Origin of the sequence: Pseudanabaena yagii GIHE-NHR1, assembly GCF_012863495.1 — a bacterium.
Lineage (GTDB): Bacteria > Cyanobacteriota > Cyanobacteriia > Pseudanabaenales > Pseudanabaenaceae > Pseudanabaena > Pseudanabaena yagii.
Genome location: NZ_JAAVJL010000001.1, coordinates 1,240,678 through 1,265,516, shown reverse-complemented (window position 1 = coordinate 1,265,516; position 24,839 = coordinate 1,240,678). Strand labels below are relative to the sequence as shown.

Sequence of the window (24,839 nt, the reverse complement as noted above, 5' to 3'; positions counted from 1 at the left end):
CTCAGGCAGTAACGGCGGGTTGAGCTAGGTAAATGTCTCGGATATCTTCGGGCAGAGCATCTTCTAGGGCTTGATAGGCTCTGAATAGAAGTTGTTTTACATCGCTAGCAGAAATGCTTTCGCCCTCAGCATGTAAGTAGGCGGCGATGCGTGTATGGCTCCATTGAAAAGTTTGAGATAACAATAGTACCAGACGCAGGTTGCCTGCCATTTGATTTAGGGCTTGATTAAGGTAGCACCAAAATACAGGGGGGGTATCCTTGAGGGAATATTGAATTTCTTCAACGGGAGGTACTTCGGCACGATTAATCATCATCGCGGCAATATTGATTAGCCAACTTTGCAAGGATAGACGCGGCGTTGTCACCCGCAGGTCTAGCACTCGCATTTCGTGGTAGATATATTCCCAAGTTTTGACAAATAAATAGTCTGATTGCACGGGCGATCGCGTTGCCGTGCCAATCAAGGTATACAGCACTTGTCCATAGCGACAAAAAATCGCTGCAAAATATTGACCCTCTTCAGGATGCCTTTGAAATAGTGTCACGAGTTCGCGATCGCTTTTCTGGAAAAGCGCCTGAATCTTAGGGTGATGAATTTCGGGAAGGGGGGGAAGCTGCACGGTCACGGCTATTGCTAGCTCACTTTATAGGTTTTCATTTTTGATGCACACATACTAGCAGCAAAGTATGATAATGCAACCCGTAGTTCGTACTAAATAATTTCAGAGGGAGATCTTGGCATCTCGTGCTGGAAAGTAGGCTTTATGATTTACCGCAGTTTAACTGACATTAATATTTACGATTCCCCAATGCTCGATCGCCTTGCAACACAGATGGCAAAGGGTAGATATTTACAAGTATTAGAGGCTGAGCCAAATTTTCTAAAAATCCAGCTACTCGAAGATGACTATGAGGGGTTGCTTGATCGCCAAGATTTCCAAAAATTAGAGTCAAGCGATCACCAAAGTTTCATCGATAATTTACCACCAGCATTAAGTGCTGCCGAAATAGGCGATCGCTTGCCGCAAGTCATTGCTTTTATTCAACAAGCAATGGCAACACCAAATGAATATCTCTGGGGTGGGACAGTTGCGCCAAATTATGATTGTTCTGGACTAATGCAAGCCGCCTTTGCTTCAGTTGGTATTTTGATTCCCCGCGATGCCTATCAACAGGAAGCCTTTGGTGAACCCGTCTCTCTAGATGAGTTGCAAATCGGCGATCTGATTTTCTTTGGCACACCTGCTAAGGCGACTCATGTGGGTATATATATTGGCGATCGCGCCTATATCCATAGCTCTGGCAAAGACCATGGACATAATGGTATTGCTATCAGTGAAATCTCAGGCTCAGATCAGGTTTCACAATGGTATGCCAGCCAATTACGTGTTGCTGCAAGAATTACCAAAAGCTATAAAAACGAAAGTTCGGGATAATGTTCGGGATAATTATGCACAGCTACCTAAAATCGTAACTGACTAGAATGAATCACTCCCATTGAGCCACATACATCGGTGTAGTACCATTCTCCGTTTCTTCCATAAAGGTCAATGGTTTGAGGTGATTTCACCACACATAGGAGATTACCGTTAGGCGATACTCTCACATTTGATGGAGGATCAAAGACAAAGGCTGTACCTGTACGTGATGTCTGCGAATCGAAATTACAAACATAGTCCAGCATTTTTTCGGTTGCTGCAGATTGAGGACGATGGACAATACGTTCAGGAAAGGTAGTCCATACTAGGTCTTGACAATTTGCTTGGCTTTCAACGCGATCGCTGCCTAAGTAATAGACAAAGTTCACACTGCGATAACTAGCTCTCGAAATTGAACAAGTATCAATATTAATCGCTTGCCCATCCACGGCTCTACCAACGTAGTAGTTACAAGATTGTGCTGCGGTTGGTTCACTTACGATGAGGCTAGCTGCGATCGCTGTCAGTAGGATTAGACCAGAGGATACAAGAGGTTTCATACATACCTCCAAACTCCCACGAGTATATACACAATTGTATCATTTAATACAAATAGTTGTCTTTTGTATTAAGGGACTTGCTATTAATTAAAGTACCTGTGGCTTCGACTCCGCTCAGCCAACGTTAGCTGAGAGAAGTCGAAGCTAGATAACTTTGGTGGGTCATTTTTTATCCGCAAGTCCCTAAGCCTCTTTTTGAAAGCGCAGCTTCGCTTTGCTTTCAAATCAATAGGAGCAATCAACTCCAGTACAAAGTCTAGTAAACCAATTTTTCGCGATGACTCGTAGAGCAAAGTCATGCCCCAATCTGCCACCAGTAACTGCATAGCGCAGAGCAAAATCTAAATTTGAATTGTATTGATCCCTAACGATGGGGCGCAATCCCTTTAAATCAAAGACTGGAATTTTAAAATCGCTAGGAAGTTGCCCTAATTCTGATAACTCTTTGAGTGCAATCCATCGGTGATGCCCAGAATCTAGACGGATTTTGCTAGGATTTTGGCGATCGCGAATCATCAGACTAACAAGGGGGATACCCATCCAGCCATGAGCCAAGATACTCGATTTGTAGTCACTTACTAAATCTGACTTGTATTCGTCACAATTACCATACTGACTAAAAGCATTAAAAAAATCTTTTGGGGTAAACCAATAGGCAGAAACCAACATTTTGTGTACTGTCGTCACTGCATGTAGTTTGTGTTCTTCTGAGAATTTCCCCTCATCTTCCTCTCTAAAATGTTGCCATTGAAAATCAGTCCAATCTGCTGTTTTTAATGGCAATAATTCCTGATCAAAATCAAAGGCATCAGTTTGCGGAATAGCTTCAGACGCAATCGCGTTAAATTTTGGAACTCCCGCAACATTTGGGGATGCTTCTATGTTGACATTAGCCTGTTTGCGTTTAGAAGTTGATGATTGTTTCTTGTTTTGCCATTCAACGAATGAGGGATCGCTCAATACCTTGTTAACTCTTTCCAGACTGTAGAGCTTAAGTGGCGCACTTTTACTTTTAGTGTTTTTCTCGGTCTTATCACATTCACCCAAGAATTTCTTGATTGTGGGATCGGTAAAACCATGCAACTCTTTGAGTTCCTTGGAAGATATATATTCAGTTTCTGTGCCTGCAATAGTCACTTTTTTACCCTTGCCTTAATAATTTAGGAGCGTCAATTAAGTTGGTGGAATTTAACCGTAGGTTGGTTTGGCGATCAGTATTACAGCAACATTTTTAAAAGCGTGGCGAAGCCGCGCTTTTAAAAATGTTGCTGGGTTTCAAGTCATTGCACAGCACTGTAGCTCATGCTTAATATTTATATGTTATATTTAGAGCATAAGGGATCGTAAGGGTTTCGACGTGTTAGTAGAAGCTATCCCTTGATGCAGGTCGAGAGCGGGCTATCTCTCGTAAATCAATGGCTCAAACAAGTACATGCGAACAACATTGTATCTTTCTCTCGTAAAGCAGCTCCAGTAGCAGCCTAAGAACCAAACTTTTCGGTTTCGAGGAGTGGTGTATGACTCCGTTAAATGCCTCACTCAACCAATCAACGGATGCTGTGAATAGCTTTCTCTGGTAGGCTTTTCGCTTAAGACTTTATCAGTGCATCTCCCATTGCTAGAGATAAATAGCAGTTCCCTCCAAGAGGATTAGATTGGATAAACCTGTGAATGACTGGGAGGTTAGGCGCTAGTGCGGACGGCAGTTCGACTCTGCCCGATTCCATTAACCTAATAAAAAAGGCACTTGCTTAGCAAGTGCCTTTTTTATTTCACCATTACTACAGACGTAAAATAAGGAAGCAGATTTTTGATAGTGTGGCTTCGCCGCACCATCAAAAATCTGCTTCCTTATTAAATTGCAGAGCCATAACGTACATTGAAACAAGGATTTACAAGTTCTCAATATTTTAAGCAGCTAATTATTTTAGCTAGCCTGCCTGTGCTCGTTGGTATTAGCTTTGTGCAGATGATCCCCACATGGGAGATGTTCAAACCGATCGCCATATTAGTATTTTTGATCGTGACTATCTGGTTTGCGTTCAGGTGGCGATCGCAGACTGCGCGTAACCAGAGAGTTATCTTATTTCGCCCATTTATCTTTTTTCCATTTTTAGCAATTTTCACTCTAGCCGTTCCATTTTTTTTGTTGGTCAACTTAGCGATCGCCTATCTGGATTACCATCATGTCGCCACGTATCAATTTCAAGACTTACCCACAACTCTGTACATTTACGAAAATACTTGTTTTCCCCCTGATAGTCGGACTGAGTGCAATTATTATTCCACTGAGATTAGGAGTAGGGTATGGATTTTGCCAGTTACGACGACCTTACTCTCTTGTCCTTGCTTTTTTGAGAAGCCAATTCTCCGAGGTGATATCGCAACTTTTCCGATTGAAGCAAGCCGAGACACATCCAAAGTTGCAGTCTCTATAGATATGAGGTATGGCAAAGTAGTAATACCAATTCACAAAAGTGTGACTACACTTTTGTGAATTAAAAAATAAACCCAGTAAGGGTTTTAAAAACACAAAATGCGTAGCCATTTTGTGTTTTGGGATCAAGGTAGCTGATTAGAGATGAGGTAATCTTAATGCTGCAATCAGACTTAAAGCAAAATTTGCAAGGCGATCGCTCTAATACTCTCGTTGGCAATCAATCTATTAATCAATATGAACAAGATTTTTATGCTTGGACACAAGAGCAATCTGAATTATTACGTTTGGGGCAATGGCAGGGGCTAGATATTGAAAATTTGGTAGAGGAGATTTTATCGTTGGGTAGGCTGCAAAAGCAGGAACTCCGCAATCGTTTAGGAATTTTAATTGGGCATTTATTAAAGTGGGACTATCAACCAGAATTGCGTAGTAAAAGTTGGCGAGCCACTATTCGCGAACAACGGGATGAGATTTTAGAAATTTTGCAAGAGAATCCCAGCTTAAAGCCTTACCTTGATGAAGCGGTTCAAAAGGGATTTCGCCAAGGGATTAACTTAGTTTTAAAAGAAACGCCCCTTGATCTGCATGACTTACCCTCAGTATGTCCCTATGCGATCGCCCAAATTCTCGATCTACAATTTCCGTTTGAATAATCTATATAGCAACCGTGGAAGTGCCCCCGAAGGGGTGCGCTTCCTGACCAATCAGAGCATTTAGTGCGAAGCATGACAATTTCTCCCCTATTCCTTAAGGAGTGTCTTGTCATAGTTTAGGCAAATTCAAAAAATTTAAAATAAATTTAATTAATTAATAAAAACCTGAAAATCCTTGCTAAACATTGCGATCGCTCTATTACAAGCATCAGAAAAGCCTGTTAATTTTGCAGAGTTAACTTCTTGACGTTTCTATAAACTTTGCGTCAAACTGTCTAGTAACTCAATAGCTAGAACCAGCATGGAAACTCTGGAATTCATTATTTACCCAGATGGTCGGGTCGAAGAGCGTGTGACAGGCATTGTCGGTTCTAGTTGTGCTGAGGTGACAGCAGCGATCGAAGCAAAACTAGGGATAGTCGCTCATCGAGAGTTAACTTCCGAAAATTTTGCTCAGCAGCAACTTACATCTCAGTCGGCTACGCAACTCGATCGGGTGTCAGATATGGACGCTTCTAGATTTAGTCAATGGTAATAAAGCCCTGAAAATCCAAGTTTTCACCAGATTAAACAAAAAAATTTAAAAATCTCGTCCATTTGCCCATTAGATCGAAGTCAGGATAAACCCTATGTCACATTTTAGCCAAGTAAAAACCCAAATCCGTAGTTTAGAACCGCTTCAAAAGGCTCTAACTGATTTAGGAGTCAATTGGAAATCTGGAGCATCGCCCATGCGCGGTCATCAAGGTGCAACAACCGAGGCTGAAGTGGTAATCGCCCAAGACAATGGTTATGATGTTGGCTTTCAGTGGAATGGTTCTGAATATGCCCTAGTCGCCGATATGCAGTTTTGGCAACAGCCTTGGACTGTGGAAAGTTTCTTGCAAAAGGTCACTCAGCGCTATGCGATCGCTACAGTGATGAGCGAATCGAGCAATCAAGGATTTGCCCTCGCTGAGCAGCAAGTACGTGAAGATGGCTCAGTACGTTTAGTTCTCCAGCGTTGGAATGGATAATTTGCCCGTTCATACAGCAGAACCATTATCTACGGGTTTAGAGCCAGATATTAGTGATCGCTCTGGCTTTGAACCCGAACTGGGTGGTGAGTTGCGACAAAATGCAGTATTTGTCGATGAAACTGTATGTATTGGTTGTGGACATTGCGCCCATACAGCCAGCGGTACTTTCTTTTTGGAACAGGATTATGGACGCGCTAGGGTCATAGCCCAAGATGGCGATGAAGAAGATTTGGTACAGGAAGCGATCGATACTTGCCCAGTGGATTGTATTGCGTGGGTTAGCTACAACGACCTCAACAAACTAGAAGAAGCTAGAAAAAATCAAATTATCAGAAATCTAGGAATCATAGGTGATGGCTCAGCCCTAAGACGCTCCATTAACCAATAAAAAAGAGGGGGGGCTTTGCACCCCCTCTTTTTTTAATTAGTAACGACGACCGCCGCCACCAGAAGGACGACCACCGCCGCCCTTAAATCCGCCTCTGCCACCACCAAAGGAGTCAGAGCTTTCACGAGGCTTAGCCTTGTTCACTTTGAGTGAACGCCCCATCCATTCTGCTTCATCAAGCGCTTCAATAGCTGCATCTTCTTCGGTTTCTGCTGTCATTTCCACAAAAGCAAAACCGCGTGGACGACCTGACTCACGATCAATAGGTAGATGGACACGGGTGATTTTGCCATATTCTGCAAATACGGCTTTTAAATCATCTTCTGTAACCTCGTAAGAGAGATTACCAACATAAATAGACATAATACTTGCTTCAACAATCAGAGATGTGTAGAGATAGAGATTTCGGAAAGAAGCCTGCCACGATGAAACAGAAGACGACTGTCAATACTGAAAACAAACATGCGATCAAGAAATACTCATCCGCACATATTCTAGCGCAGTCATCTTCAATTATTGAATGATCTTAAAAATATTTCTTGAAAATATTATTTATGATTATTTAGGCAAGATGATTTGAGTAAGTAACTGGGTGTAATTAAATATAAAGCCTAAAAACCTGTAGCCTATGCTGTGATTACGCTACAGGTTTTTGATCTTGGTTTTAATTATGTCCAGATATTTATCTAATTAAAAACAAGAATTGGGGCATAACTTTTTGTTGGAAATATTGTTCAGAGTTGATAGTGACGGACTTGAGAGGATACTTCTACAGCATTGTCATCACGACTATGATGCTGAATAAAAAAGTGTTGTCCGATACGTTTTTATATAAATTAAAATAAATTTGGCTTATATATAATTTGCGATCGCCTATTTAGGGTTCTGCAATTTAATAAAGAACCAAATTTTTTGTGGCGCGGCTTCGCCGCGCCACAAAAAATTTGGTTCCTTAGTTTGAGAAATTATCAGAAAGTATCAATAATCTCTGGACTGTCATCTTCCTTAAGACATTATTAATGCAAAGTTAGGATAATTTAGAACAGGCTTTGAGAGAGGGTTTACTTAGTCATTCTCTATAAAATCCCAGAAAAAAAGCCTTGCTATGCAAGGCTTTTTTTCTGGCTTGTAAACTTTGCAAGCCTAAACTGAATTGAGGTTTTGTACCCAGCTATTTTCTATTTGCTGGAAATCTTGACCTTAGCCATCTGTGGGGTAGTGGACTCACCAGACAGTAATTTGCTCAGCATATTGTCAATTAAGGCATCGATCGCATATTTGCCACCACCGTAAATAGCGAAGAAGGCAAAGGATGCTGCATAAATCGAAGATAGTTCAATCGATGGGATAGAAAAACCACCAACTAAAATATGGTGATAGTTTGCCACCAGCATCGTTGTAAATAGCCCTAAAGCCGCAGGTCTAGTCAAAAAACCTAAAGCTAATAGAGGTGAAGCCACTAATTCCGTAATTGCTGCACAATATGCAAAAAAGATGGGAAATGGTAAGCCGATCACTTCGACATAGGCTTCTGCGAAACTAGGAATATCGGACAGTTTATCTAAACCGTTGTGGATCATTACTGTGCCAAGTACCACTCTGAGCAAGAGTAATGAAGCTTGGGTTAATGAGATAGGCGCAGAGTCGGAGCTCACGATGAGGCGACCAATGGAAGCAGCAAAGCGAATCGTATTATTCATTGGCTTACACCCTCTGTTAACAAAAAGTAATTTATTGAAATAATTTATGACATATATACATTAATCTTAACATAAAGATTTTTAGGGTGAATCATTAAGAAATTGCTAGAACTGAAAGCTTACATAGCGTCCCTCTGCTTTTGGTTGTGTTACGATCGCAAAACAATCTGTGTGTATTGCATCTCACATTCAACGTCATCCCAAATTATTCTTAGTAAATTCTTAGAGCAAAGCTTATGTCTGCATTGCCTGCAATTGCCGTACTTGCGATTCTGATATTGGTTCATGAACTCGGACACTTTATGGCTGCCCGTGTACAGGGTATTCATGTAAATCGATTTTCGATTGGGTTTGGACCTGTGCTGTGGAAATATCAGGGCAAGCAAACGGAATATGCGCTGCGGGCAATTCCCCTTGGTGGCTATGTCGGTTTTCCCGATGATGATGAAGATAGCGATATCCCGCCTAATGATCCCAACTTAATGAAAAATCGCCCCATCGTCGATCGCGCGATCGTTATCAGTGCAGGGGTTATCGCTAACTTTGTATTTGCCTATCTAGTTTTATTAGTCATGACCCTGAGCGTTGGTATCGGCACTGTCGATCAACCGGGGGTAAGAATCACGAAAATTCTTGAACCAAATGCACCTGCGGCAGTTTCAGGTTTACGCTCTGGCGATATTATCTTGGCGGCTAACGGTACAAAATTTGACACCAGTTTGACCACCTTGGATCGCTTTCAGTCCTTGATTGCCAAAAATGCCAATCAAACCGTAGATTTGCAGGTAATGCGCGATGGCAAAATGCTGCAAGTACCAATCTTGCCTGATGGTGAAGCTGGTAAAGGCAGAATCGGGGTCAGATTGGACTTTACAGGTAAGCCCCATCGTCGAGCTGTACATAATATTGGCGAAGCAATTGATAATGCAACTCAAAGTTTTGAGCGCTTAGTCGTGATGACTGTTCAAGGTTTAAAACAACTTGCCACCAATTTCCAAAATACGGCTTCGCAGTTGTCAGGACCTGTAGCGATCGTGGCGATGGGTTCAGAATTAGTTAAATCCGACGCGGCAGCATTATTTGATTTCACGGCAATCATTAGTATTAACCTCGCGATTATCAATATTTTGCCCTTGCCTGCTCTCGATGGTGGTCAATTGGTATTTTTAGCGATCGAGGCATTGCGTGGAGGTAAGCCCTTACCCGAAGAGTTACAAAATAATGTGATGCAGGGCGGAGTCGTGATTTTGCTGGGCTTAGGTGTGGTAATGATTTTCAAAGATTCCTTTAATTTGCTGCAACAGAGTGGGTTAAGTCCTTTGTAGTGCAATCACAGTCAAAAATACAAAAAGGCGGTGCATAGCACCGCCTTTTTGTATTGACAATTACTAATGCAAAGTTTTTTGACAAATTCGAGCATAATAGATAAAGAAATAATAAGTTTTTCGATCAACTCGATACATCACCCATGTCTCTCCCCATCCGCAACGTCGCCATCATCGCCCACGTCGATCACGGCAAAACCACTCTAGTAGACGCACTTCTCAGACAGTCTGGCGCTTTTCGTGAAGGTGAAGCCCTTGTCGAATGCGTGATGGACTCCAACGACCTAGAGCGTGAACGCGGCATTACCATTCTTTCTAAAAATACTGCTGTTAAATACAAAGATACGCTGATCAACATTGTTGACACCCCCGGACACGCAGACTTTGGTGGCGAAGTTGAGCGCGTACTGGGCATGGTCGAAGGCTGTTTGCTGATCGTTGATGCCAACGAAGGTCCTATGCCCCAAACTCGCTTTGTGTTGAAAAAAGCGTTGGAAAAAGGCTTGCGACCTTTAGTCGTTATTAATAAGATCGATCGCGAATTTGCTGATCCCCACGTTGCTGTCAGCAAGGTTCTGGATCTATTCCTCGAACTAGGTGCAGATGATGACCAGTGCGACTTTCCTTACCTATTTGCTTCAGGCATGGGCGGCTTTGCTAAGGAACAACTCGAAGATGAAAGTGTAGATATGAAGCCTTTGTTTGAGGCAATTATCCATCATGTATCTCCACCTGTGGGGAATCCTGATAAGCCTTTACAATTGCAAGTTACCACCCTTGACTATTCCGAATATCTCGGTCGGATTGTGATCGGCAAAATTCACAACGGCACGATTACTGCGGGACAGCAAGCTGCTCTGATCACTGAAGATGGCTCGATCGTTAAAGGTAAAATCACCAAACTCTTAGGATTTGATGGCTTAAAGCGCGTTGAAATGCAAACCTCATCCGCAGGTAACATTGTGGCGGTTGCAGGTTTTGCGACTGCCAATATTGGCGAAACCATTACCTGTCCTAATGAGCCTCTAGCACTACCAATGATCAAAGTGGACGAACCCACTTTGCAGATGACCTTCTGCGTTAATGACTCGCCCTTTGTTGGTCAAGAAGGCAAATTAGTCACTACCCGTCAAGTACGCGATCGCCTATTGCGCGAACTCGAAACTAACGTAGCGCTGCGTGTCACCGAAGATCCTGAATCTCCTGATCGCTTTGCGGTAGCTGGACGTGGTGAATTGCACTTAGGTATTTTGATCGAAACCATGCGTCGTGAAGGCTATGAGTTCCAAGTAACTCAGCCTCAAGTTATTTACCGCGAAATCAATGGTCAAAAGTGCGAACCCTACGAAGCTCTAGTCCTTGATGTGCCTGAAGATGCCGTCGGTGGATGTATTGAGCGCTTAGGTCAGCGTCGCGCCGAAATGATCGATATGCAAATGTCTAGTACTGGGCGCTCTCAGCTAGAATTCGTCGTTCCTGCACGGGGCTTGATTGGCTTCCGTGGCGATTTCATGCGTGCCACCCGTGGCGCTGGCATCATGAACCACAGCTTCCTCGATTACCGTCCTGCGGCTGGCGAAATTAGCGCCCGTCGGAATGGTGTACTGATCTCCTTTGAAGAAGGCGTGGCAACTGAGTTCTCCTTGAAGAATGCAGAAGATCGTGGTGTGTTCTTCATTAAACCTGGTACGAAGGTGTACAAGGGCATGATTATTGGAGAAAATAATCGTCCTCAGGATATGGAACTAAATGTCTGTAAGAGCAAGCAGCTTACTAACATGCGTGCGGCTGGTGCTGATGACATCGTGCAGTTGCAAGCTCCGATCGAAATGAGCCTCGAACGAGCCTTGGAATATATTGGTCCCGACGAAATTCTCGAGGTCACTCCTGAATCAATTCGTTTACGCAAAATGACCAAGAAATTTGCTAAGCGCTAATCACTAACTAAAAGGGGCGCATTGCGCCCCTTTTAGTTTGAGTTATTTGCTAGACTATTTAAAAATTTAGGGCTATCCAAACTCTATTCAAGCTATGCACCAAGTTGTCCTCGAAATTGCTGGCAGTCGTAAGGTTCATGTTATTTCTGAGCATGGAACTAAGGAGGAAGCTTTGGATAAATACATCAAGCTTGTAGAAGCTAATAAAGGTTCGCCTGTCACTAGCAAGGGAAAATATACAATTCGCAAAAAGCCTGATTAGCAACTGCGATCGCCTCTAAAATTTTAATGTGATTTAATGTGAGCTATCAAATGTGATCTGCTGTTTATCGTCAAATTTCACTTCATGCACCTATCCGAATGCTATCGACTTTTAGGAGTTCCCCGCAATGCAACCTTAGATGATATTAAGGTCGCCTACCGTCGTTTAGCACGTAAGTATCACCCTGACGTTAACCAGAATGATCCTACCGCCGCCGATAAGTTTCGCCTTGTGCAAGAAGCTTACAAAACGCTCAAGGATGCAGATAAGGGAGATTTAGAAAAAGAACTGTTTTCTAAAAATGTCGCTACGCGATCGCAAGCTAACTCTGCCCCACCACCTCCTCCAAAAACTTACAGTAAGCCACCTCAACCCCATCCCAAAATCAAAATTGAGGTGAAGCAGGTTAGCAATAAAGTCGATCCGATTAGTAGCAATCCAGAGTTAAAACTGAAACTGGATATGTTGCGGCGTGTGCAGGATTTGCTGAAGCAAAAAAAATATGTCGTAGCGATCGCTGTTGTAGAAGGAATGAGCGAGAGATTTCCTAATACACCAGAGGTCATCCATTGGCAAGCGGTAACTTACCATCGTTGGAGCAGTGAGTTAATTTTGAATGGGAAGTTACGGGAAGCAGAAATCTATCTCAATAAAGCACTAACAACCGATCCTAAAAATCGAGAATTAGCATTTGAAGTGAATCGTGATTTAGAGAGAATTAAACAACTTAAAAACAAGAGCTAAATTGATGTACTTTGACATTCAGTAGACTTTATTTGTAAAAAGTGACTACCTCAGGCTCTCATAACTAGCGATCGACTAGTCAATCAAACAGCGATCGCTATACCTTGACAGGGGGTAGACTTTATTTTTTATAAGAGTAAAGATGGAAGAAACGTTAACTTTTCTCCAAGATGCTCCGAATAACATTTACCAAAGAAGAAATAGATGCGCTACATTACGAAAGATTCCATCACCCGCATCCACGAGTGCAGAGAAAAATGGAAGCACTATACCTAAAAAGCCAGAAATACCCACACAAGGAAATTACGAAACTGCTAAGAATCAGTGAACCGACACTGTTGAACTATTTACGAGATTATAAAGAAGGTGGGATAAGCAAACTGAAAGAACTGACCTTTAATCGCCCCCAGAGTGAACTAAAAAAGCATCAAGAAAGTTTAGAGATATATTTTCGAGAACATCCACCTAAAACGCTGGCTCATGCAGCAGCAAAAATTACTGAGTTGACAGGGATTGTCCGTAGTCGAGAACAGGTGCGTCATTTCCTGAAATCGATGGGAATGAGTTGTCGTCGAGTGGGGCTAATACCTGCAAAGGCTGACCCAGCAGCACAAGAGGAATTTCTTAAAAAAAACTAGAACCGCGCTTAGAGGAAGCTAAATCTGGACAAAGAGCCGTTTTCTTTGTTGATGCTGCTCACTTTGTCCTTGGAGCCTATTTAGGCTTTTTGTGGTGTTTTGAACGCTTGTTTCTTAAATCTGGGACGGGAAGACAGCGTTTTAATGTCCTCGGTGCACTTAATGCTGTTACTCATGAGTTGACTGGAGTTTAGACTAAGTTGATTGAGATAATCAGAAAAAGAGCAGGAAAAAACAACTCAGAGAATGAAGAACTGAGCAAAACCAAGAGAAAGAAAACGAGAATATTGAGGATTAGGAATTAGGGTTGTCTTTGTTGGTCTTTTTTGGACGAGAAGGACGTTTTTTGATGATGGGAAAGCGAGGAAAAGGAGAGCGCTTACGCCCAGATTGCCAACCAAGAGACTTACCGCGAGGTTTCGGAGAACAAGCAGGAGAGCCAATCCTAACTAAAAGTGTCGCAAAGCCCTGAGCGACCCGACCAAAGGTGAGATTAGTTTGAGGCTTCTGCCAAGGTAAAGGATTATCAATGACCAGTTTTCGAGCGAGCCACAATTGCCAAGAGAGTAAAGGCATGAGGTCACTCCAGCGCAAAGCTTGTTGAGGAGTCAGTAATTGTGGCAGAGTCCAATGTAAACGCTGTTTGGCAAAGCGATACCAATGGTCGATGGCAAAACGACGTAAGTACAAGCGCCAAATTTGCTCTAAAGATGGCATTTGCTCACCCACCCAAGCTAACCACAAACCAGAGCAATGGGGATGGGTAACTCGCATAACTTGGAAATGTCGTTGGGATGCTTTTTTAAAGTGTAAATCAGACCATTGCTGGATTTGCACTTGTCCAACCGTCTCATCCTCTAAGCTAAAAGTTGCTGATGGCTCTCCCCAACTATCAGACTTGGCAAGTTGGAATTTATCCCCATGCTTACGGGGACGACCACAGCCACTATAGGGAGCAGGGACTTTGTATAAGCATCGGTTAGGACGTAGACGCAGCAGTAAGTCTGCGGGGATATCCTCTGTCAAATTCATAAAGGCGGCACTGCCATATTCACTGTCATAGGTAGCGATCGGTCTTACCGTTAAATCTCGACATACTTGCCTCAGTTGAAATGTAGCTCTTTGTGCGGCTGTCTCAAAACTACTGATGCGTTCATGACATAACGGAATTGCCCAAACTCCCTGTCATTTCTGGTATCCATGCCAAGGTGCTGTAGTCATGCCCTAACATGATCGGTTTGTTCCTTCAACCAAATTCGGTTGATGCACAAACTCCTATCTTTTAGAGTTTGGTCATGGGGTCTTTCCCATCCTGTATGGTCTCCTGCTAGCAAGGGTCGTATATCTTTGGGTATTTGTTCGACGCACAGTCCTCTGAGTCTCCCTCGTCTCGGACGGCTATCTTTTAACGATTCATACAAGCTTGACCATTTCCGTCGATACACTGCTGATAATGATAATTCTGCAAATGACTTTACACTTGGACTGGTCAATACTGCATCCATTAGGTCAAATATTGCATCTCGTCCGTTCCCTAAAAATCTATATACCTGTTGACGAAATTCCTGTAGTTTCTCAATAATCATGGCTGTAGATGTGCTTTTTCTTTTTCATCTACTTTAGGCAGTTTGTATCTCTTTTACTCTGCCTTTTTTCCTTTTTTAGTCTAAACTCCAGTGAGTTGATTACCTGATTGACTGACAAAAGTCTATGAAGCATAGTCGAGAGTAGAAGCATAGAACTCAATGCGGAATAATTTCTGAAGATGTTTTCGACGAGAAGCAATAGCAGGGTGAGAGTCAAGATAAGAAGTAAAAGAGTAGAAAGGCAAGAAAGCCCAGTTTTTAGTGATAGCGGTGTGAATCCAGTTCCAGCCAATCTTGAGATAACTAAGCCACGAAACCAATGAGGATCAACCAAACGACGATAGCCAGAATCAGCAACCGCCAGTCCTTGAGCCGTTAAAAACAAGGTGGTCAGTGCTATCACAAAACAAAGGCGAGAAATGGCAGGAGCCGAACGTAAACGCGAAGATTCTAAATCAAAGCCATTAGATTTATCATCCAAGAAATTCTCCTCAATATCGAATCTCAGACCATACTCCCAAAAAGTTTGGAGTGTGGTAGGTTCAGTACTGAGAATATACCAATACTCTCGGCTCCCAGATTCCCAAGCCGCCGCAATATGCACATCGGTAAGACGCTTGGACTCAGTTTTGTGAACTTTAACATTGTGGATCAACTTAGCTTCACCAAGACGAAGATGTAATTGTTTGACTGTTTGCCAGCCATGCTTGGGGGCATATATCCAGAAATTACCCTTGATCCGAATCCGACATTGCCATTTTAATTCCCACACATAGCGCACCAGTTCTGGATTAGCAAATGCTCGGTCTGCTAATAAAACTACTTTGACATTCACGGGCAACAGTTTCGATGCGCGTTTGAGCATGTCTTGATAGCTACTCATCTCCACACTACTACTGCGATGTTTGATTACACGCCAACATAACGGTAAAGCTCTTCCCTGATGAACTACACACAATCGGATCATGCTGTATTCTTCCCACAGTTGACTGGTATCAAAACTCAGATATATTTCTGGCTCTTTCCATTTAGCGATTAACTCTTTGATTACTGGACTGTATAGCTTAGCTGGATTTATGCGCGGATTGTTCAGCCATCTTGATAGTTGTCTTTGCGTGCTTTGGGCGATCAATGCTTTTGTGTTGATATGGCTTAACCACTTCGTTAAATTCACACTCCCTGTGGCGATCATTCCCACCATCATCCACGCCATTACTCCCAAATGGCGCACATCTGACCACTGGCTGTATTGACTCCCGAATTTTATTAGTTCATTATAGATACGTGAGGCGTTTTGGGTCATTTGTCCTATGCTCCTTTTTCTTCAAAAAACAGCATACGCCTCTTTTTTACTCAAATTCAATCTCTGTATACTTTCTCGCAACTTCTCTTACCACTTTTGTCAGTCAATCAGGTTGATTACTGTGACTAATGATTCTTACATCAATGCTCAAAGTGTTTGTGACTTACTCCACAAACTTGCGGCTTTGGGTTTGACTATACCCATTACTCTTGTCTTGGATAATGCTCGTTATCAAAAGTGTGTTTTAGTTTTTGAGTTGGCTCAGTCATTAAATATCGAGCTTCTTTATTTGACTACTTACTCTCCAAACTTAAACTTGATTGAGCGTCTTTGGAAATTTGTCAAAAAGCAATGTCTCTACTCAGTCTATTATCCTGATTTTGATTCTTTCAAATTTGCTATTGCTTCTTGCCTTGAGAATTCCCACACTACTTCATAAATCTGCTTTGGATTCTTTATTAACTTTGCGCTTTCAGTCTCTTAAAAATATTAAGTCTATTCCCTGTTAAGGTATAGATTATTCTCAATCAACTTCTTACGAATACTATACTCAGTCCCCCCACCCGACAAAGCCCCATTCGCCAAAATAAACCCTGCCACCCCATTCACCGACAGCTTAGACACAATATTCAAAATCCAAGCATAATTCGCATTACCAGTCGGCGGCACATCATAACCACTCCATCGCGGATCATCAACCAACTCATTCGCACCTCTCCATTCCTTCTGATTAAAAGGAGGATTCGCCATAATATAATCCGCCTTCAAATCCCGATGCTGATCCTTCCTAAAAGTATCTTCAGGCACATCACCCAAATTCGCCGAAATCCCCCTAATCGCCAGATTCATCTTCGCCAGCTTATAAGTAGTCGCCGTATATTCCTGACCATAAATCGAAATATCCTTTTGATTACCATGATGGCTCTCAATAAACTTAATCGACTGCACAAACATCCCACCCGAACCACAAGCAGGATCGTAAATTTTCCCCTTGTAAGGCTCGATCATCTCCGCAATCAAATTAACAATACTCTTCGGCGTATAAAATTCCCCTTTGCCTTTCCCTTCTGCCAAAGCAAACTTACTCAAAAAGTATTCATACACCCGCCCCACAATATCCTGTTGCTTATCCTGAAGCGTATTAATGTTATTGATCGTATCCAACAAAGAAGTCAACTTACTAACATCAAGATTCAACCGCGAATAGTAATTGTCAGGCAAAGCCCCCTTTAACGAAGGATTATTTTTCTCCACCGTAAACAAAGCCGTATCAATCTTGAGCGCAAGATCAGCCTGTTTCGCATTCTCCATCAAATAGCCCCAACGCGACAACTCAGGCAGATAAAACACATTCTTCATCGTGTAAAACTCCACCATATCCAAATACTTATCTTTCCCCTCAGCGATCAACTCCTGCTGTCTCTCCTCAAACTTATCACTCGCAAACTTGAGAAAGATCAACCCCAAAACAACGTGCTTATATTCCGAAGACTCCACCGAACCACGCAACTTATTAGCCGAATCCCATAGAGTTTCTTCAATGCTTTTTAGTTTAGTTTGCTTTGCCATATCAGTTTTTAAGCGATCGCATCCCCTAGCGAATAACAAGGATCTCTATTAAACCTCATATTTTGTTCATGGTCTAGCCACACTTTGCATAATATTCATGTCAATCCTGAAAGATGCTCAATAGGAAAGCCATAGCGTAAGGGCAATTCATGAATTGCCCTTACGCTATGGCTTTGCTGTATAATTGCCTAGCGCCTAGATACTCAAGACATAGCCAAATTCATGACCCTTCGCCTTTACAACACACTCAGCCGTCGCAAAGAAGAATTTATTCCCCTCGAAGCAGGGATTGTGAAAATGTATGTTTGTGGAGTAACGGTCTATGACTATTGCCATTTGGGTCATGCTAGAGCCTATGTAGTTTGGGACATGATTCGGCGCTATTTAGCCACCAAATATCAGGTCAAATTTGTCCAGAATATTACGGATATTGACGACAAGATTTTGAAACGGGCGCTAGAAAGAGAGACGACGATGCAGGCGATCGCCAATCAATATATCGCCACCTACGACGAGGACATGGCTAGGCTAAATGTTGAGAAAGCCGATGACTATCCTCGCGCTACGGAAACAATTTCTGAAATTATTGACCTCATTCAGAAGTTGATCGATCGCGATTATGCCTATGCTGCGGGTGGTGATGTCTATTACGCAGTGCAGAAATTCCCTAGTTATGGAAAGCTATCAGGGCGCAAGCTTGAAGATATGCAGGCAGGGGCAAGCGGTCGCGTCGATGAGCAGGAAGAACAAAAGCGCTATCCCTTTGACTTTGCCTTATGGAAAGCAGCTAAACCGAATGAACCATTTTGGGAATCACCTTGGGGGAAAGGTCGTCCGGGCTGGCATATTGAATGCTCGGCAATGGTGCGATCGCGTTTAGGAGATACCATTGATATTCATGCTGGTGGCTCAGATTTACAGTTCCCTCACCATGAGAATGAAATTGCCCAATCGGAAGCAGCTTCTAATCAGCCTTTGGCTAAATACTGGATGCACAATGGGTTTGTGAATATTGATGGCGAGAAGATGTCCAAATCGCTGAATAATTTCACAACTATTCGCGATTTGTTTGGCTATTTCGATCCGATGGCAATCCGTTTATTTATCCTTCAAGCGCAATATCGCCAACCCATTGACTTTACCGAAGAAGCGATTAATGCCGCTACTAAGGGCTGGGAAACAATTCGCGATGGTATGTTATTTGCAGCAGATTTTGGTAAGCAATTAGGTTGGGCAAGTAGTGAAGTTCCCTCAAGAGATGATGTTGCTAATGCGATCGCTTGTTTTGAAGAAGCGATGAATGATGACTTTAATACTTCTGTGGCGATGTCCCATGTATTTGAACTAGCCAAAAAATTACGTGCTGAGCGTAATTCTCTTTCGCATTCAGGCAAGACTGCTGCGAGTTCAGAAGTTCTCTTTCAAGATTGGCAAGCCCTTAGCTACATGGCCAATATTTTAGGTTTTGTGGCAAATATTAGCGATCGCCAAGTTCAAGAAGATAGTATCAGTGAGGCGGAAATTGAGGCTTTAATTCAGCAAAGGATTGAAGCGAAGAAGGCGAAGAACTATAAAGAAGGCGATCGCATTCGTGATGAGCTAAAAGCTTTAGGGATTACCCTCGTTGATCAAAAGGATGGTACAACTCGCTGGCTTAGAGCATAGTGTAAAACCAGCTAGAGAATTGTTTTCCCGCCGAAGGCGGGAAAACAATTCTCTAGCCTGAATTATGGGAGCAAAAAATATGGATAAATATCAACAGATCCGCGAAGTTGGTACAAATGGCGATAACTACGATCTAAGTACTGAAGATCTGATCGAACAGTTCCAATATTGGGATGCTCAGTATGGCATTGAATTGAGTGATATCGAATTTGATACCGTAACTGTGACCTTTAGTGATTTGCCTGAAGACTTAACAAAGCTTGCCGTCGAAATTTATGAGTTCTGTCCAGATGTCATCGATCAACATTTTGGTTGTATGGCTGATGCGATCGCCGTTGCCGAAGAATTTAATCAGCCTCTATCGGTCGAAATTCAAGTTTTGCTTAAAGATATCGATCTTACTGATGAGGACTATGGGTTTGAGCTACTCAAGCGATCGCTCTCTATCCATAAAGCCATTACACTATGGTGGGATTGATTAAATCAACTTTTTTGATTCGCGACTCAATTACATGGGAATCAACGCCATATTTTTCTGCGGCTTTCAACATTTTTAGGCGCAATAGTTCATCTTTTTCTAAAGGAATTGGATCTTGAGGCTGAATGATATTTATTCCTAAAACGGTGTGTAATTGATGGGCAACGGCTCTAGCTAATAGTGGTGGGACGGAATTCCCAATCTGACGAAACCCATGCCATTTCGTACTGTGAAAGCGAAACCAATCGGGATAGGAATGTAATCTCGCCGCCTCGCGGACAGTAATGCAGCGTGGTTGTTCAGGATGAATTGGGCGAGGTGCAGTAAATGCTCCTCGATTGCTAGGTGTGCCAGCCCTGAGGGTATTACAAATGCCTTGAGGATCGAGTTTGAGAAAGCGACTAATTTTCTCGGTTTCTCCATTGGCTGTAGCACTAAAACGGGCAATTGATGTGGGACAATGCGCGGTACTGATGCTAGATGTTAGTAATTGTGGGTTATATTTGCGAGGATAGGATAGGTTGCTCGGTTCTGTCTGTAATCCTCGGAGATATTCACTATAAATACTTTGGGGCTTTCGGTACTCGGCAATGCACCAATCATGATCTTGGAGTTCTTGGTATCTGGAAATATCTGGTAAATCGGCGATCGCATCACTTACAGTCGGGCTATTTGGTAAATTAGCAAGTTCTTTAGAAATGCGTTTAGCTTTAGCAGGTTTGGTAATGGGGAATGGATAACTGGGAAGTGGTAAATCTTGACGACAGCCGACGAGAAATAGTCTTTCGCGGTGTTGTGGTACGCCAAAATGAGAAGCATTTAGAACTTTATAGGGTTTGAGGATTTTATAGCCATGGTTCTCGAAATTGGCAATGACTTCATCTACAAACTGACTATGATTGCCTACGGTCAAGCCCTTCACATTTTCCATCACAAAATACTTAGCTTTTAGTTCTATGACTAACCGCATGAAGTGTGACACTAGCTCATTACGCGGATCGTCAAAGGCGCGTTTGCCCATTAGAGAAAAACCTTGACAAGGCGGTCCCCCGAAGACCACATCAACTTCGCGATCGCCTATGTCCGATTGCTGGCGAATATCATTCCCTGATATATCAGTAACACTAGCGCAAATCACTTTCCACATGGGGAAATTGTACTCATGGGTAGCGCAATGGATGGGATCAATCTCTACCGCCGCAAGGACATCAAATCCTGCTTGCTCGAACCCCAATGTCATCCCGCCCGCACCCGCAAATAGATCCACCGCGATCGGTCGTTGATTTCCCATAGTCTATAAGACATCTATATATCAGCACCTAGCAGTAGCCAATAAACTAATAGAGAGTTGCGGTACGAAGTACCGCAACTCTCTATTAGTTTGTGTTTTAGTTCTAACATTACTGGCTATAGCTATAGATACTCTATCCTATAGCGCTTTGCATAAAAAAACCTTGCAATGCAAGGCTTTTTTGTTTATTCATTTGTGCCTAAGGCTCCCGGTGAACCACTTAAAGTTCTACGGGGTGAACAGGTTGCGATCGTGATAATTAGCGTCATGATGTAGGGCGCAGCATTAAACAAATACCGATAGGAGCTAATGCCCACTGCTTGTAATGAAGGTCCGATCGCTTGAGCGCCACCAAACAATAGGGCAGCCCATAAACAATGGATCGGTTGCCATCTCGCAAAAATTACCAGTGCAACCGCCATTAAACCCTGTCCACTAGAAATACGCTCAGACCATAGTCCGGGGTAATACAGCGATAAACTCGCACCACCAATTCCAGCTAAGAAACTACCTGCCACGATCGCGCCCGTGCGTACACCTACAACGGAAATGCCCATTGCCCTTGCAGCGCTAGGACTGTCACCTACGGCGCGCACGTACAAGCCCCAACGGGTTGAACTAAAGAACCACTGCATTACAGGCGCAATCACAATACCAATTAGTAACAAAGGACTAATTTTGAGCGCATCCTGCACCTGTGGATAGCTACTCCAATTGCCTAGCTCAAATACAGGCAGAGGAATCGCTTTGGGTTGAATAAATGCCTTGCCAAAGAAAAACGCAATCCCACTACCAAAGATAATCATCGCAATGCCAACGGCGACATCACTGACCCTTGGACGCTGTGATAACCAAGCATGAATTAATCCCAGTCCGACACCAGCCAGCCCTGCGGCAAGCACACCCAACCAAGGCGATTTAGTCAAATAGGAAACTGCATAGGCAGTCATCGCCCCTGTGAGCAATGTCCCTTCCAGACCAAGATTGATTTTGCCAGCTTTTTCCGTAAGACATTCACCCAAGCTCACAAATAGAAATGGGGCGCTACCTCGGAACGTTCCTGCAACAATTGCCAGAGGCACGCTCATCCAACCAAGTGTATCGTCTGTCATAGTTTTGAATTTGGCTTTTAGCAATTAGCTGTTAGCATTTGGCTTTTATAGTTTTGATTTGGCTTTTAGCAATTAGCTATTAGCTGTTAGCTGTTAGCTTTGGGTTTGGCGATTAGCGATTAGCTTTTATCGTTTTTAGATATCATTTATGCTCTTTTTAAAAGCTAACAGCTAAGAGCTAATCGCTAACAGCCACTTAAACAACAGTTGCTGAAGCATCAATCTTTACTTCAGGCTCACGATCTTTAAAAAAGTCTAAACGACCGTAAAGAGATTCACTAAAGAGAATTGCAAGGAATACAATGCCTTGGAATAGGAGAACTGTGGCATCGGGTAATCCAAACGATCGCTGTAATGCGCTACCACTTGCCAAAATACCACCCATTAATACAGCGACCAGTACTGCGACTAGAGGATTTTGTCTGGCGATAAAAGCAACCAGAATGCCGCTATATCCATAGTCAGCATTGAGGGAAGCGTTAGCACTGCCATGAATTGCGGCAATCTCTACCATACCTGCTAAACCTGCACAGGAACCACCCAAAAAAGTCACAATTAAAGTGAGTTTACCCACTGGCAATCCCGCAATTTTGGCAGCGCGGATATTGCCGCCTACGGTGCGAACCGCAAAGCCAAAGGTGGTGCGATGAATTAGGAAATAAGCGATCGCACAGGCAACTAAGCCATAAATCAATCCATAATGCACTCGCGAGTTAGGAATGCTTTGCAGCATATTTACCGCCGCAAGAGGGAAACTGGATGGTTTATTTAAGCTAGAAGGATCGCGCATGGGACCTTCAACTAAGGTGTTGAGGACAGCGATCGCAATGTAGTTCATCAATAAACTACTAATGGTTTCGTTTACACCTCGGTAATACTTAATTGCACCGACAAACATAATCCAAAGTCCACCTGCGATCAGCCCAGCCATTGCCATCGCAATCTGTACCATGATTGGCGGTAATGATGACAGGGCTAACCCCATCGCGATTGCTCCTAAACCGCCAACGATTAACGCACCCTCGTTACCAATAATCGTCAATCCCAGCATGGCAGGTAAGGCTGTACATAAAGATGTCAGCATTAGGGGAGCAGCCCGAATTAATGTACCTTGCCAAGAAAAGCTATTACCAAATGCCGATTGATAGATAGTGCCGTAAATAGCGATCGGATTCTTTCCCTGCACAGCGCAGAAAATCCCAAAGACAACTAATGAAGCAAGTACTGCTCCAATCGGAATGAGAATATTCTCAGATGTTGAGCGCCAGCGATCGCGTAAATTCATATGCTTATAGCTGTTTTGCAATTGTTGATATCCCAATTGCAAAGAAGAAGCGCATGGCGCTTCTTCTTTGCAAAGTTGGAGTTAGCTCTTAACGTTACCGATAACTCCTTCCACAAACCAATCCATCTTTTCCAAATCAAGATCAGTTTGCTTATATTCTTTGCCCTTGGCAATTACGACCTTACCAGTATTGTCCTTAATCTCACCAGCATAGATCACCATGCTGCCATCCATGAACTTCGCCAGTACCTTCTCAGCTTCCTTCTTAGTTGCAGCACTGACAGCACTACCAAAAGGCGAAACTTTACAGAACTTCTCCTTGAGACCACCACGTACTAGGTGAGGAATACCTCCATCTGTTACTGATTTACCAGCCTTAAACCATTCCACATACTGAGTATATACACTCGTCCAATCCCATTCTGCGCCAGTCAAATAGCCATTAGGAGCAAGCTTCGACTGATTAGCATGATATCCAGTACAGAAAATCTTGCGTTTCTCCGCAGTTTCCATGACCACCTTGGGGCTGTCTACGTGACAGGTCAATACATCTACGCCTTGATCGACCATGCTATTCGCAGCTTCCGCTTCTTTAACAGGAACTGACCAATCACCTGTGAAAATAACTTGCACTGTTACCTTAGGGTTAACGCTGCGTGCACCAAGGGTATAGCTGTTAATATTGCGAACTACCTGTGGAATTGGCTTTGCTGCCACAAATCCTAACTTACCAGTTTTGGTGGTGAGTCCTGCAACCACTCCCGCAACATATTCAGCTTCGTCGATATAGCCATAGTAGCTACCAATGTTTTTAGGATGTTTCCCTTCCGTATACATGCCTCCACAATGGAAGAACTGCACTTTGGGATTAGCTGCCGCAACCTTCAAAATATGCGGATCGAAATAACCAAAAGATGTTGGGAAAAGAGCTGAGACATTATTTTGATTAATCATGCTCAACATCGTTTCTTGAACTGTAGCAGTTTCAGCAACACTAGCTTCACTCACAGTTTTGACGTTAGGCAACTTGGCGATCGCTGTTTCACCTTCATAATGAGCTTGGCTATAGCCAAAATCATCTTTAGGTCCAACATAGACAAACCCAATAGTTAATAAGGCTGCCGCAGGCGATCCTGAGGTACTTGGCGCTCCTGTATTGGCTGTATTCGTAGGGGCTTGCTCTGTGCAACCAGCCCACAGTTGAGAAGTTGCTCCAAAAGCTGCTGTAGCGATCGCGCCCCGAATAAACTTGCGACGTGGAATATAGATTGGACTCATGCCTTCACACCTTTCAAGGATTGAATGTTCTGGGAGTTAAGAAAAAACTATTAATAGAAATCTACACTGCTTAGAAGTTAGCAAACATCATTTGTAACAAATGTATCACCAACTACCTGAGTCAATACATAGCTATAGCTATAAAAACAGAAGGATACGCAAAGCGCATCCTTCTGTTTTTGGAGA

The 24,839-nt window shown here is 43.0% G+C and carries 22 protein-coding genes, 1 other RNA gene and 4 pseudogenes; 15 read left to right on the top strand and 12 right to left on the bottom strand.

The annotated features are described in order from the left end of the window. Window position 1 precedes the first annotated feature (1 nt). The gene (locus tag HC246_RS26695; RefSeq protein WP_169364501.1) at window positions 2-622 is read right to left on the bottom strand and encodes an RNA polymerase sigma factor; all 621 of its coding nucleotides are present in this window, start codon (window positions 620-622) and stop codon (window positions 2-4) included. A 144-nt stretch (window positions 623-766) separates the two neighbouring features. Here HC246_RS26695 and HC246_RS06070 point away from each other — a divergent pair, with 144 nt between their 5' ends. Next, a complete protein-coding gene (locus tag HC246_RS06070) occupies window positions 767-1,438 on the top strand; it encodes a C40 family peptidase (RefSeq protein WP_169362598.1) in 672 nt (223 codons plus the stop codon). 26 nt (window positions 1,439-1,464) lie between these two features. Here the strand turns inward: HC246_RS06070 and HC246_RS06065 are convergent, their stop codons facing one another. Together HC246_RS06065 and HC246_RS06060 are read right to left on the bottom strand one after the other, a co-directional pair. After that, window positions 1,465-1,980 carry a hypothetical protein gene (locus HC246_RS06065; RefSeq protein WP_169362597.1) on the bottom strand — a complete coding sequence of 172 codons (516 nt, stop codon included), beginning with the start codon at window positions 1,978-1,980 and terminating at the stop codon, window positions 1,465-1,467. 225 nt (window positions 1,981-2,205) lie between these two features. Continuing rightward, window positions 2,206-3,117: a hypothetical protein gene (locus tag HC246_RS06060; protein ID WP_169362596.1), complete on the bottom strand. Its 912-nt coding sequence runs from the start codon at window positions 3,115-3,117 to the stop codon at window positions 2,206-2,208. A gap of 200 nt (window positions 3,118-3,317) precedes the next feature. On the opposite strand from HC246_RS06060, the gene ssrA reads away from it, so the two are divergent. From ssrA to HC246_RS06030, 6 genes are all read left to right on the top strand, one after another. Further along, window positions 3,318-3,709: a transfer-messenger RNA gene (gene ssrA / locus HC246_RS06055) on the top strand. 150 nt (window positions 3,710-3,859) lie between these two features. Beyond that, window positions 3,860-4,477 (top strand): hypothetical protein, encoded by a 618-nt coding sequence (locus HC246_RS06050; RefSeq protein WP_169362595.1) that lies wholly within the window; start codon window positions 3,860-3,862, stop codon window positions 4,475-4,477. Window positions 4,478-4,575: 98 nt separating this feature from the next. Further along, a complete protein-coding gene (locus HC246_RS06045; RefSeq protein WP_211167639.1) occupies window positions 4,576-5,073 on the top strand; it encodes a DUF29 domain-containing protein in 498 nt (165 codons plus the stop codon). A 301-nt stretch (window positions 5,074-5,374) separates the two neighbouring features. After that, window positions 5,375-5,608, top strand: coding sequence for a DUF2997 domain-containing protein (locus HC246_RS06040; RefSeq protein ID WP_126388868.1), 234 nt, complete (start codon window positions 5,375-5,377; stop codon window positions 5,606-5,608). A 94-nt stretch (window positions 5,609-5,702) separates the two neighbouring features. Then, window positions 5,703-6,089, top strand: a complete 387-nt coding sequence (locus HC246_RS06035; protein WP_126388866.1) for a DUF1257 domain-containing protein — start codon at window positions 5,703-5,705, stop codon at window positions 6,087-6,089. After that, on the top strand, window positions 6,082-6,480 hold the full coding sequence (locus tag HC246_RS06030; RefSeq protein ID WP_169362594.1) for a ferredoxin: 399 nt from the start codon (window positions 6,082-6,084) through the stop codon (window positions 6,478-6,480). The genes HC246_RS06035 and HC246_RS06030 overlap by 8 nt, the downstream gene beginning before the upstream one ends. A gap of 36 nt (window positions 6,481-6,516) precedes the next feature. Here HC246_RS06030 and HC246_RS06025 read toward each other — a convergent pair whose 3' ends face one another. Next, the gene (locus HC246_RS06025; protein WP_169362593.1) at window positions 6,517-6,843 is read right to left on the bottom strand and encodes an RNA recognition motif domain-containing protein; all 327 of its coding nucleotides are present in this window, start codon (window positions 6,841-6,843) and stop codon (window positions 6,517-6,519) included. A gap of 815 nt (window positions 6,844-7,658) precedes the next feature. After that, window positions 7,659-8,180 carry a DoxX family protein gene (locus tag HC246_RS06020; RefSeq protein ID WP_169362592.1) on the bottom strand — a complete coding sequence of 174 codons (522 nt, stop codon included), beginning with the start codon at window positions 8,178-8,180 and terminating at the stop codon, window positions 7,659-7,661. Between the two features lie 236 nt (window positions 8,181-8,416). Here HC246_RS06020 and rseP point away from each other — a divergent pair, with 236 nt between their 5' ends. From rseP to HC246_RS05995, 5 genes and pseudogenes are all read left to right on the top strand, one after another. Beyond that, on the top strand, window positions 8,417-9,505 hold the full coding sequence (gene rseP / locus HC246_RS06015; protein WP_169362591.1) for an RIP metalloprotease RseP: 1,089 nt from the start codon (window positions 8,417-8,419) through the stop codon (window positions 9,503-9,505). 143 nt (window positions 9,506-9,648) lie between these two features. Continuing rightward, window positions 9,649-11,442, top strand: a complete 1,794-nt coding sequence (gene typA / locus HC246_RS06010) for a translational GTPase TypA (protein WP_169362590.1) — start codon at window positions 9,649-9,651, stop codon at window positions 11,440-11,442. Between the two features lie 94 nt (window positions 11,443-11,536). After that, window positions 11,537-11,704 (top strand): hypothetical protein, encoded by a 168-nt coding sequence (locus HC246_RS06005; protein WP_169362589.1) that lies wholly within the window; start codon window positions 11,537-11,539, stop codon window positions 11,702-11,704. Between the two features lie 84 nt (window positions 11,705-11,788). Further along, window positions 11,789-12,448 (top strand): J domain-containing protein, encoded by a 660-nt coding sequence (locus tag HC246_RS06000; protein WP_169362588.1) that lies wholly within the window; start codon window positions 11,789-11,791, stop codon window positions 12,446-12,448. Between the two features lie 170 nt (window positions 12,449-12,618). Next, a pseudogene (locus HC246_RS05995) lies at window positions 12,619-13,268 on the top strand (helix-turn-helix domain-containing protein); the annotation flags it as partial. 112 nt (window positions 13,269-13,380) lie between these two features. Here the strand turns inward: HC246_RS05995 and HC246_RS26690 are convergent. Both HC246_RS26690 and HC246_RS25425 read right to left on the bottom strand, forming a co-directional pair. Continuing rightward, a pseudogene (locus tag HC246_RS26690) lies at window positions 13,381-14,672 on the bottom strand (NF041680 family putative transposase). A gap of 28 nt (window positions 14,673-14,700) precedes the next feature. Further along, a complete protein-coding gene (locus HC246_RS25425; RefSeq protein WP_211167638.1) occupies window positions 14,701-15,975 on the bottom strand; it encodes a transposase in 1,275 nt (424 codons plus the stop codon). 112 nt (window positions 15,976-16,087) lie between these two features. Here HC246_RS25425 and HC246_RS05980 point away from each other — a divergent pair. After that, window positions 16,088-16,484: pseudogene (locus tag HC246_RS05980) on the top strand (transposase); the annotation flags it as partial. A gap of 4 nt (window positions 16,485-16,488) precedes the next feature. Here HC246_RS05980 and HC246_RS05975 read toward each other — a convergent pair. Beyond that, a pseudogene (locus tag HC246_RS05975) lies at window positions 16,489-17,544 on the bottom strand (type I restriction-modification system subunit M); the annotation flags it as partial. 222 nt (window positions 17,545-17,766) lie between these two features. Here HC246_RS05975 and cysS point away from each other — a divergent pair. Next, on the top strand, window positions 17,767-19,209 hold the full coding sequence (gene cysS / locus HC246_RS05970; protein WP_169362586.1) for a cysteine--tRNA ligase: 1,443 nt from the start codon (window positions 17,767-17,769) through the stop codon (window positions 19,207-19,209). 79 nt (window positions 19,210-19,288) lie between these two features. Next, window positions 19,289-19,687 (top strand): DUF4253 domain-containing protein, encoded by a 399-nt coding sequence (locus HC246_RS05965; RefSeq protein WP_169362585.1) that lies wholly within the window; start codon window positions 19,289-19,291, stop codon window positions 19,685-19,687. On the opposite strand, the gene HC246_RS05960 is transcribed toward HC246_RS05965, so the two are convergent. The 4 genes from HC246_RS05960 to HC246_RS05945 form a co-directional block, all read right to left on the bottom strand. Beyond that, on the bottom strand, window positions 19,668-20,978 hold the full coding sequence (locus HC246_RS05960; protein ID WP_169362584.1) for a DNA cytosine methyltransferase: 1,311 nt from the start codon (window positions 20,976-20,978) through the stop codon (window positions 19,668-19,670). The genes HC246_RS05965 and HC246_RS05960 overlap by 20 nt on opposite strands. 185 nt (window positions 20,979-21,163) lie before the next feature. Continuing rightward, window positions 21,164-22,090 (bottom strand): ABC transporter permease, encoded by a 927-nt coding sequence (locus tag HC246_RS05955; protein ID WP_169362583.1) that lies wholly within the window; start codon window positions 22,088-22,090, stop codon window positions 21,164-21,166. A gap of 196 nt (window positions 22,091-22,286) precedes the next feature. Beyond that, entirely contained in the window at window positions 22,287-23,375 is a 1,089-nt protein-coding gene (locus tag HC246_RS05950) for an ABC transporter permease (protein WP_169364499.1), read from the bottom strand. 81 nt (window positions 23,376-23,456) lie between these two features. Then, complete coding sequence (locus HC246_RS05945; RefSeq protein WP_169362582.1) at window positions 23,457-24,653, bottom strand: BMP family ABC transporter substrate-binding protein; 1,197 nt, start codon at window positions 24,651-24,653, stop codon at window positions 23,457-23,459. Window positions 24,654-24,839: the final 186 nt, after the last annotated feature.

Bases quoted from the DNA above. Each gene is read 5' to 3' on its own strand.
- HC246_RS06070 (WP_169362598.1), top strand. From the start codon at position 767: ATGATTTACCGCAGTTTAACTGACATTAATATTTACGATTCCCCAATG.
- HC246_RS06065 (WP_169362597.1), bottom strand. From the start codon at position 1,980: ATGAAACCTCTTGTATCCTCTGGTCTAATCCTACTGACAGCGATCGCA.
- HC246_RS06045 (WP_211167639.1), top strand. From the start codon at position 4,576: ATGCTGCAATCAGACTTAAAGCAAAATTTGCAAGGCGATCGCTCTAAT.
- HC246_RS06040 (WP_126388868.1), top strand. From the start codon at position 5,375: ATGGAAACTCTGGAATTCATTATTTACCCAGATGGTCGGGTCGAAGAG.
- HC246_RS06035 (WP_126388866.1), top strand. From the start codon at position 5,703: ATGTCACATTTTAGCCAAGTAAAAACCCAAATCCGTAGTTTAGAACCG.
- HC246_RS06030 (WP_169362594.1), top strand. From the start codon at position 6,082: ATGGATAATTTGCCCGTTCATACAGCAGAACCATTATCTACGGGTTTA.
- HC246_RS06025 (WP_169362593.1), bottom strand. From the start codon at position 6,843: ATGTCTATTTATGTTGGTAATCTCTCTTACGAGGTTACAGAAGATGAT.
- HC246_RS06020 (WP_169362592.1), bottom strand. From the start codon at position 8,180: ATGAATAATACGATTCGCTTTGCTGCTTCCATTGGTCGCCTCATCGTG.
- rseP (WP_169362591.1), top strand. From the start codon at position 8,417: ATGTCTGCATTGCCTGCAATTGCCGTACTTGCGATTCTGATATTGGTT.
- typA (WP_169362590.1), top strand. From the start codon at position 9,649: ATGTCTCTCCCCATCCGCAACGTCGCCATCATCGCCCACGTCGATCAC.
- HC246_RS06005 (WP_169362589.1), top strand. From the start codon at position 11,537: ATGCACCAAGTTGTCCTCGAAATTGCTGGCAGTCGTAAGGTTCATGTT.
- HC246_RS06000 (WP_169362588.1), top strand. From the start codon at position 11,789: ATGCACCTATCCGAATGCTATCGACTTTTAGGAGTTCCCCGCAATGCA.
- HC246_RS25425 (WP_211167638.1), bottom strand. From the start codon at position 15,975: ATGACCCAAAACGCCTCACGTATCTATAATGAACTAATAAAATTCGGG.
- cysS (WP_169362586.1), top strand. From the start codon at position 17,767: ATGACCCTTCGCCTTTACAACACACTCAGCCGTCGCAAAGAAGAATTT.
- HC246_RS05965 (WP_169362585.1), top strand. From the start codon at position 19,289: ATGGATAAATATCAACAGATCCGCGAAGTTGGTACAAATGGCGATAAC.
- HC246_RS05960 (WP_169362584.1), bottom strand. From the start codon at position 20,978: ATGGGAAATCAACGACCGATCGCGGTGGATCTATTTGCGGGTGCGGGC.
- HC246_RS05955 (WP_169362583.1), bottom strand. From the start codon at position 22,090: ATGACAGACGATACACTTGGTTGGATGAGCGTGCCTCTGGCAATTGTT.
- HC246_RS05950 (WP_169364499.1), bottom strand. From the start codon at position 23,375: ATGAATTTACGCGATCGCTGGCGCTCAACATCTGAGAATATTCTCATT.
- HC246_RS05945 (WP_169362582.1), bottom strand. From the start codon at position 24,653: ATGAGTCCAATCTATATTCCACGTCGCAAGTTTATTCGGGGCGCGATC.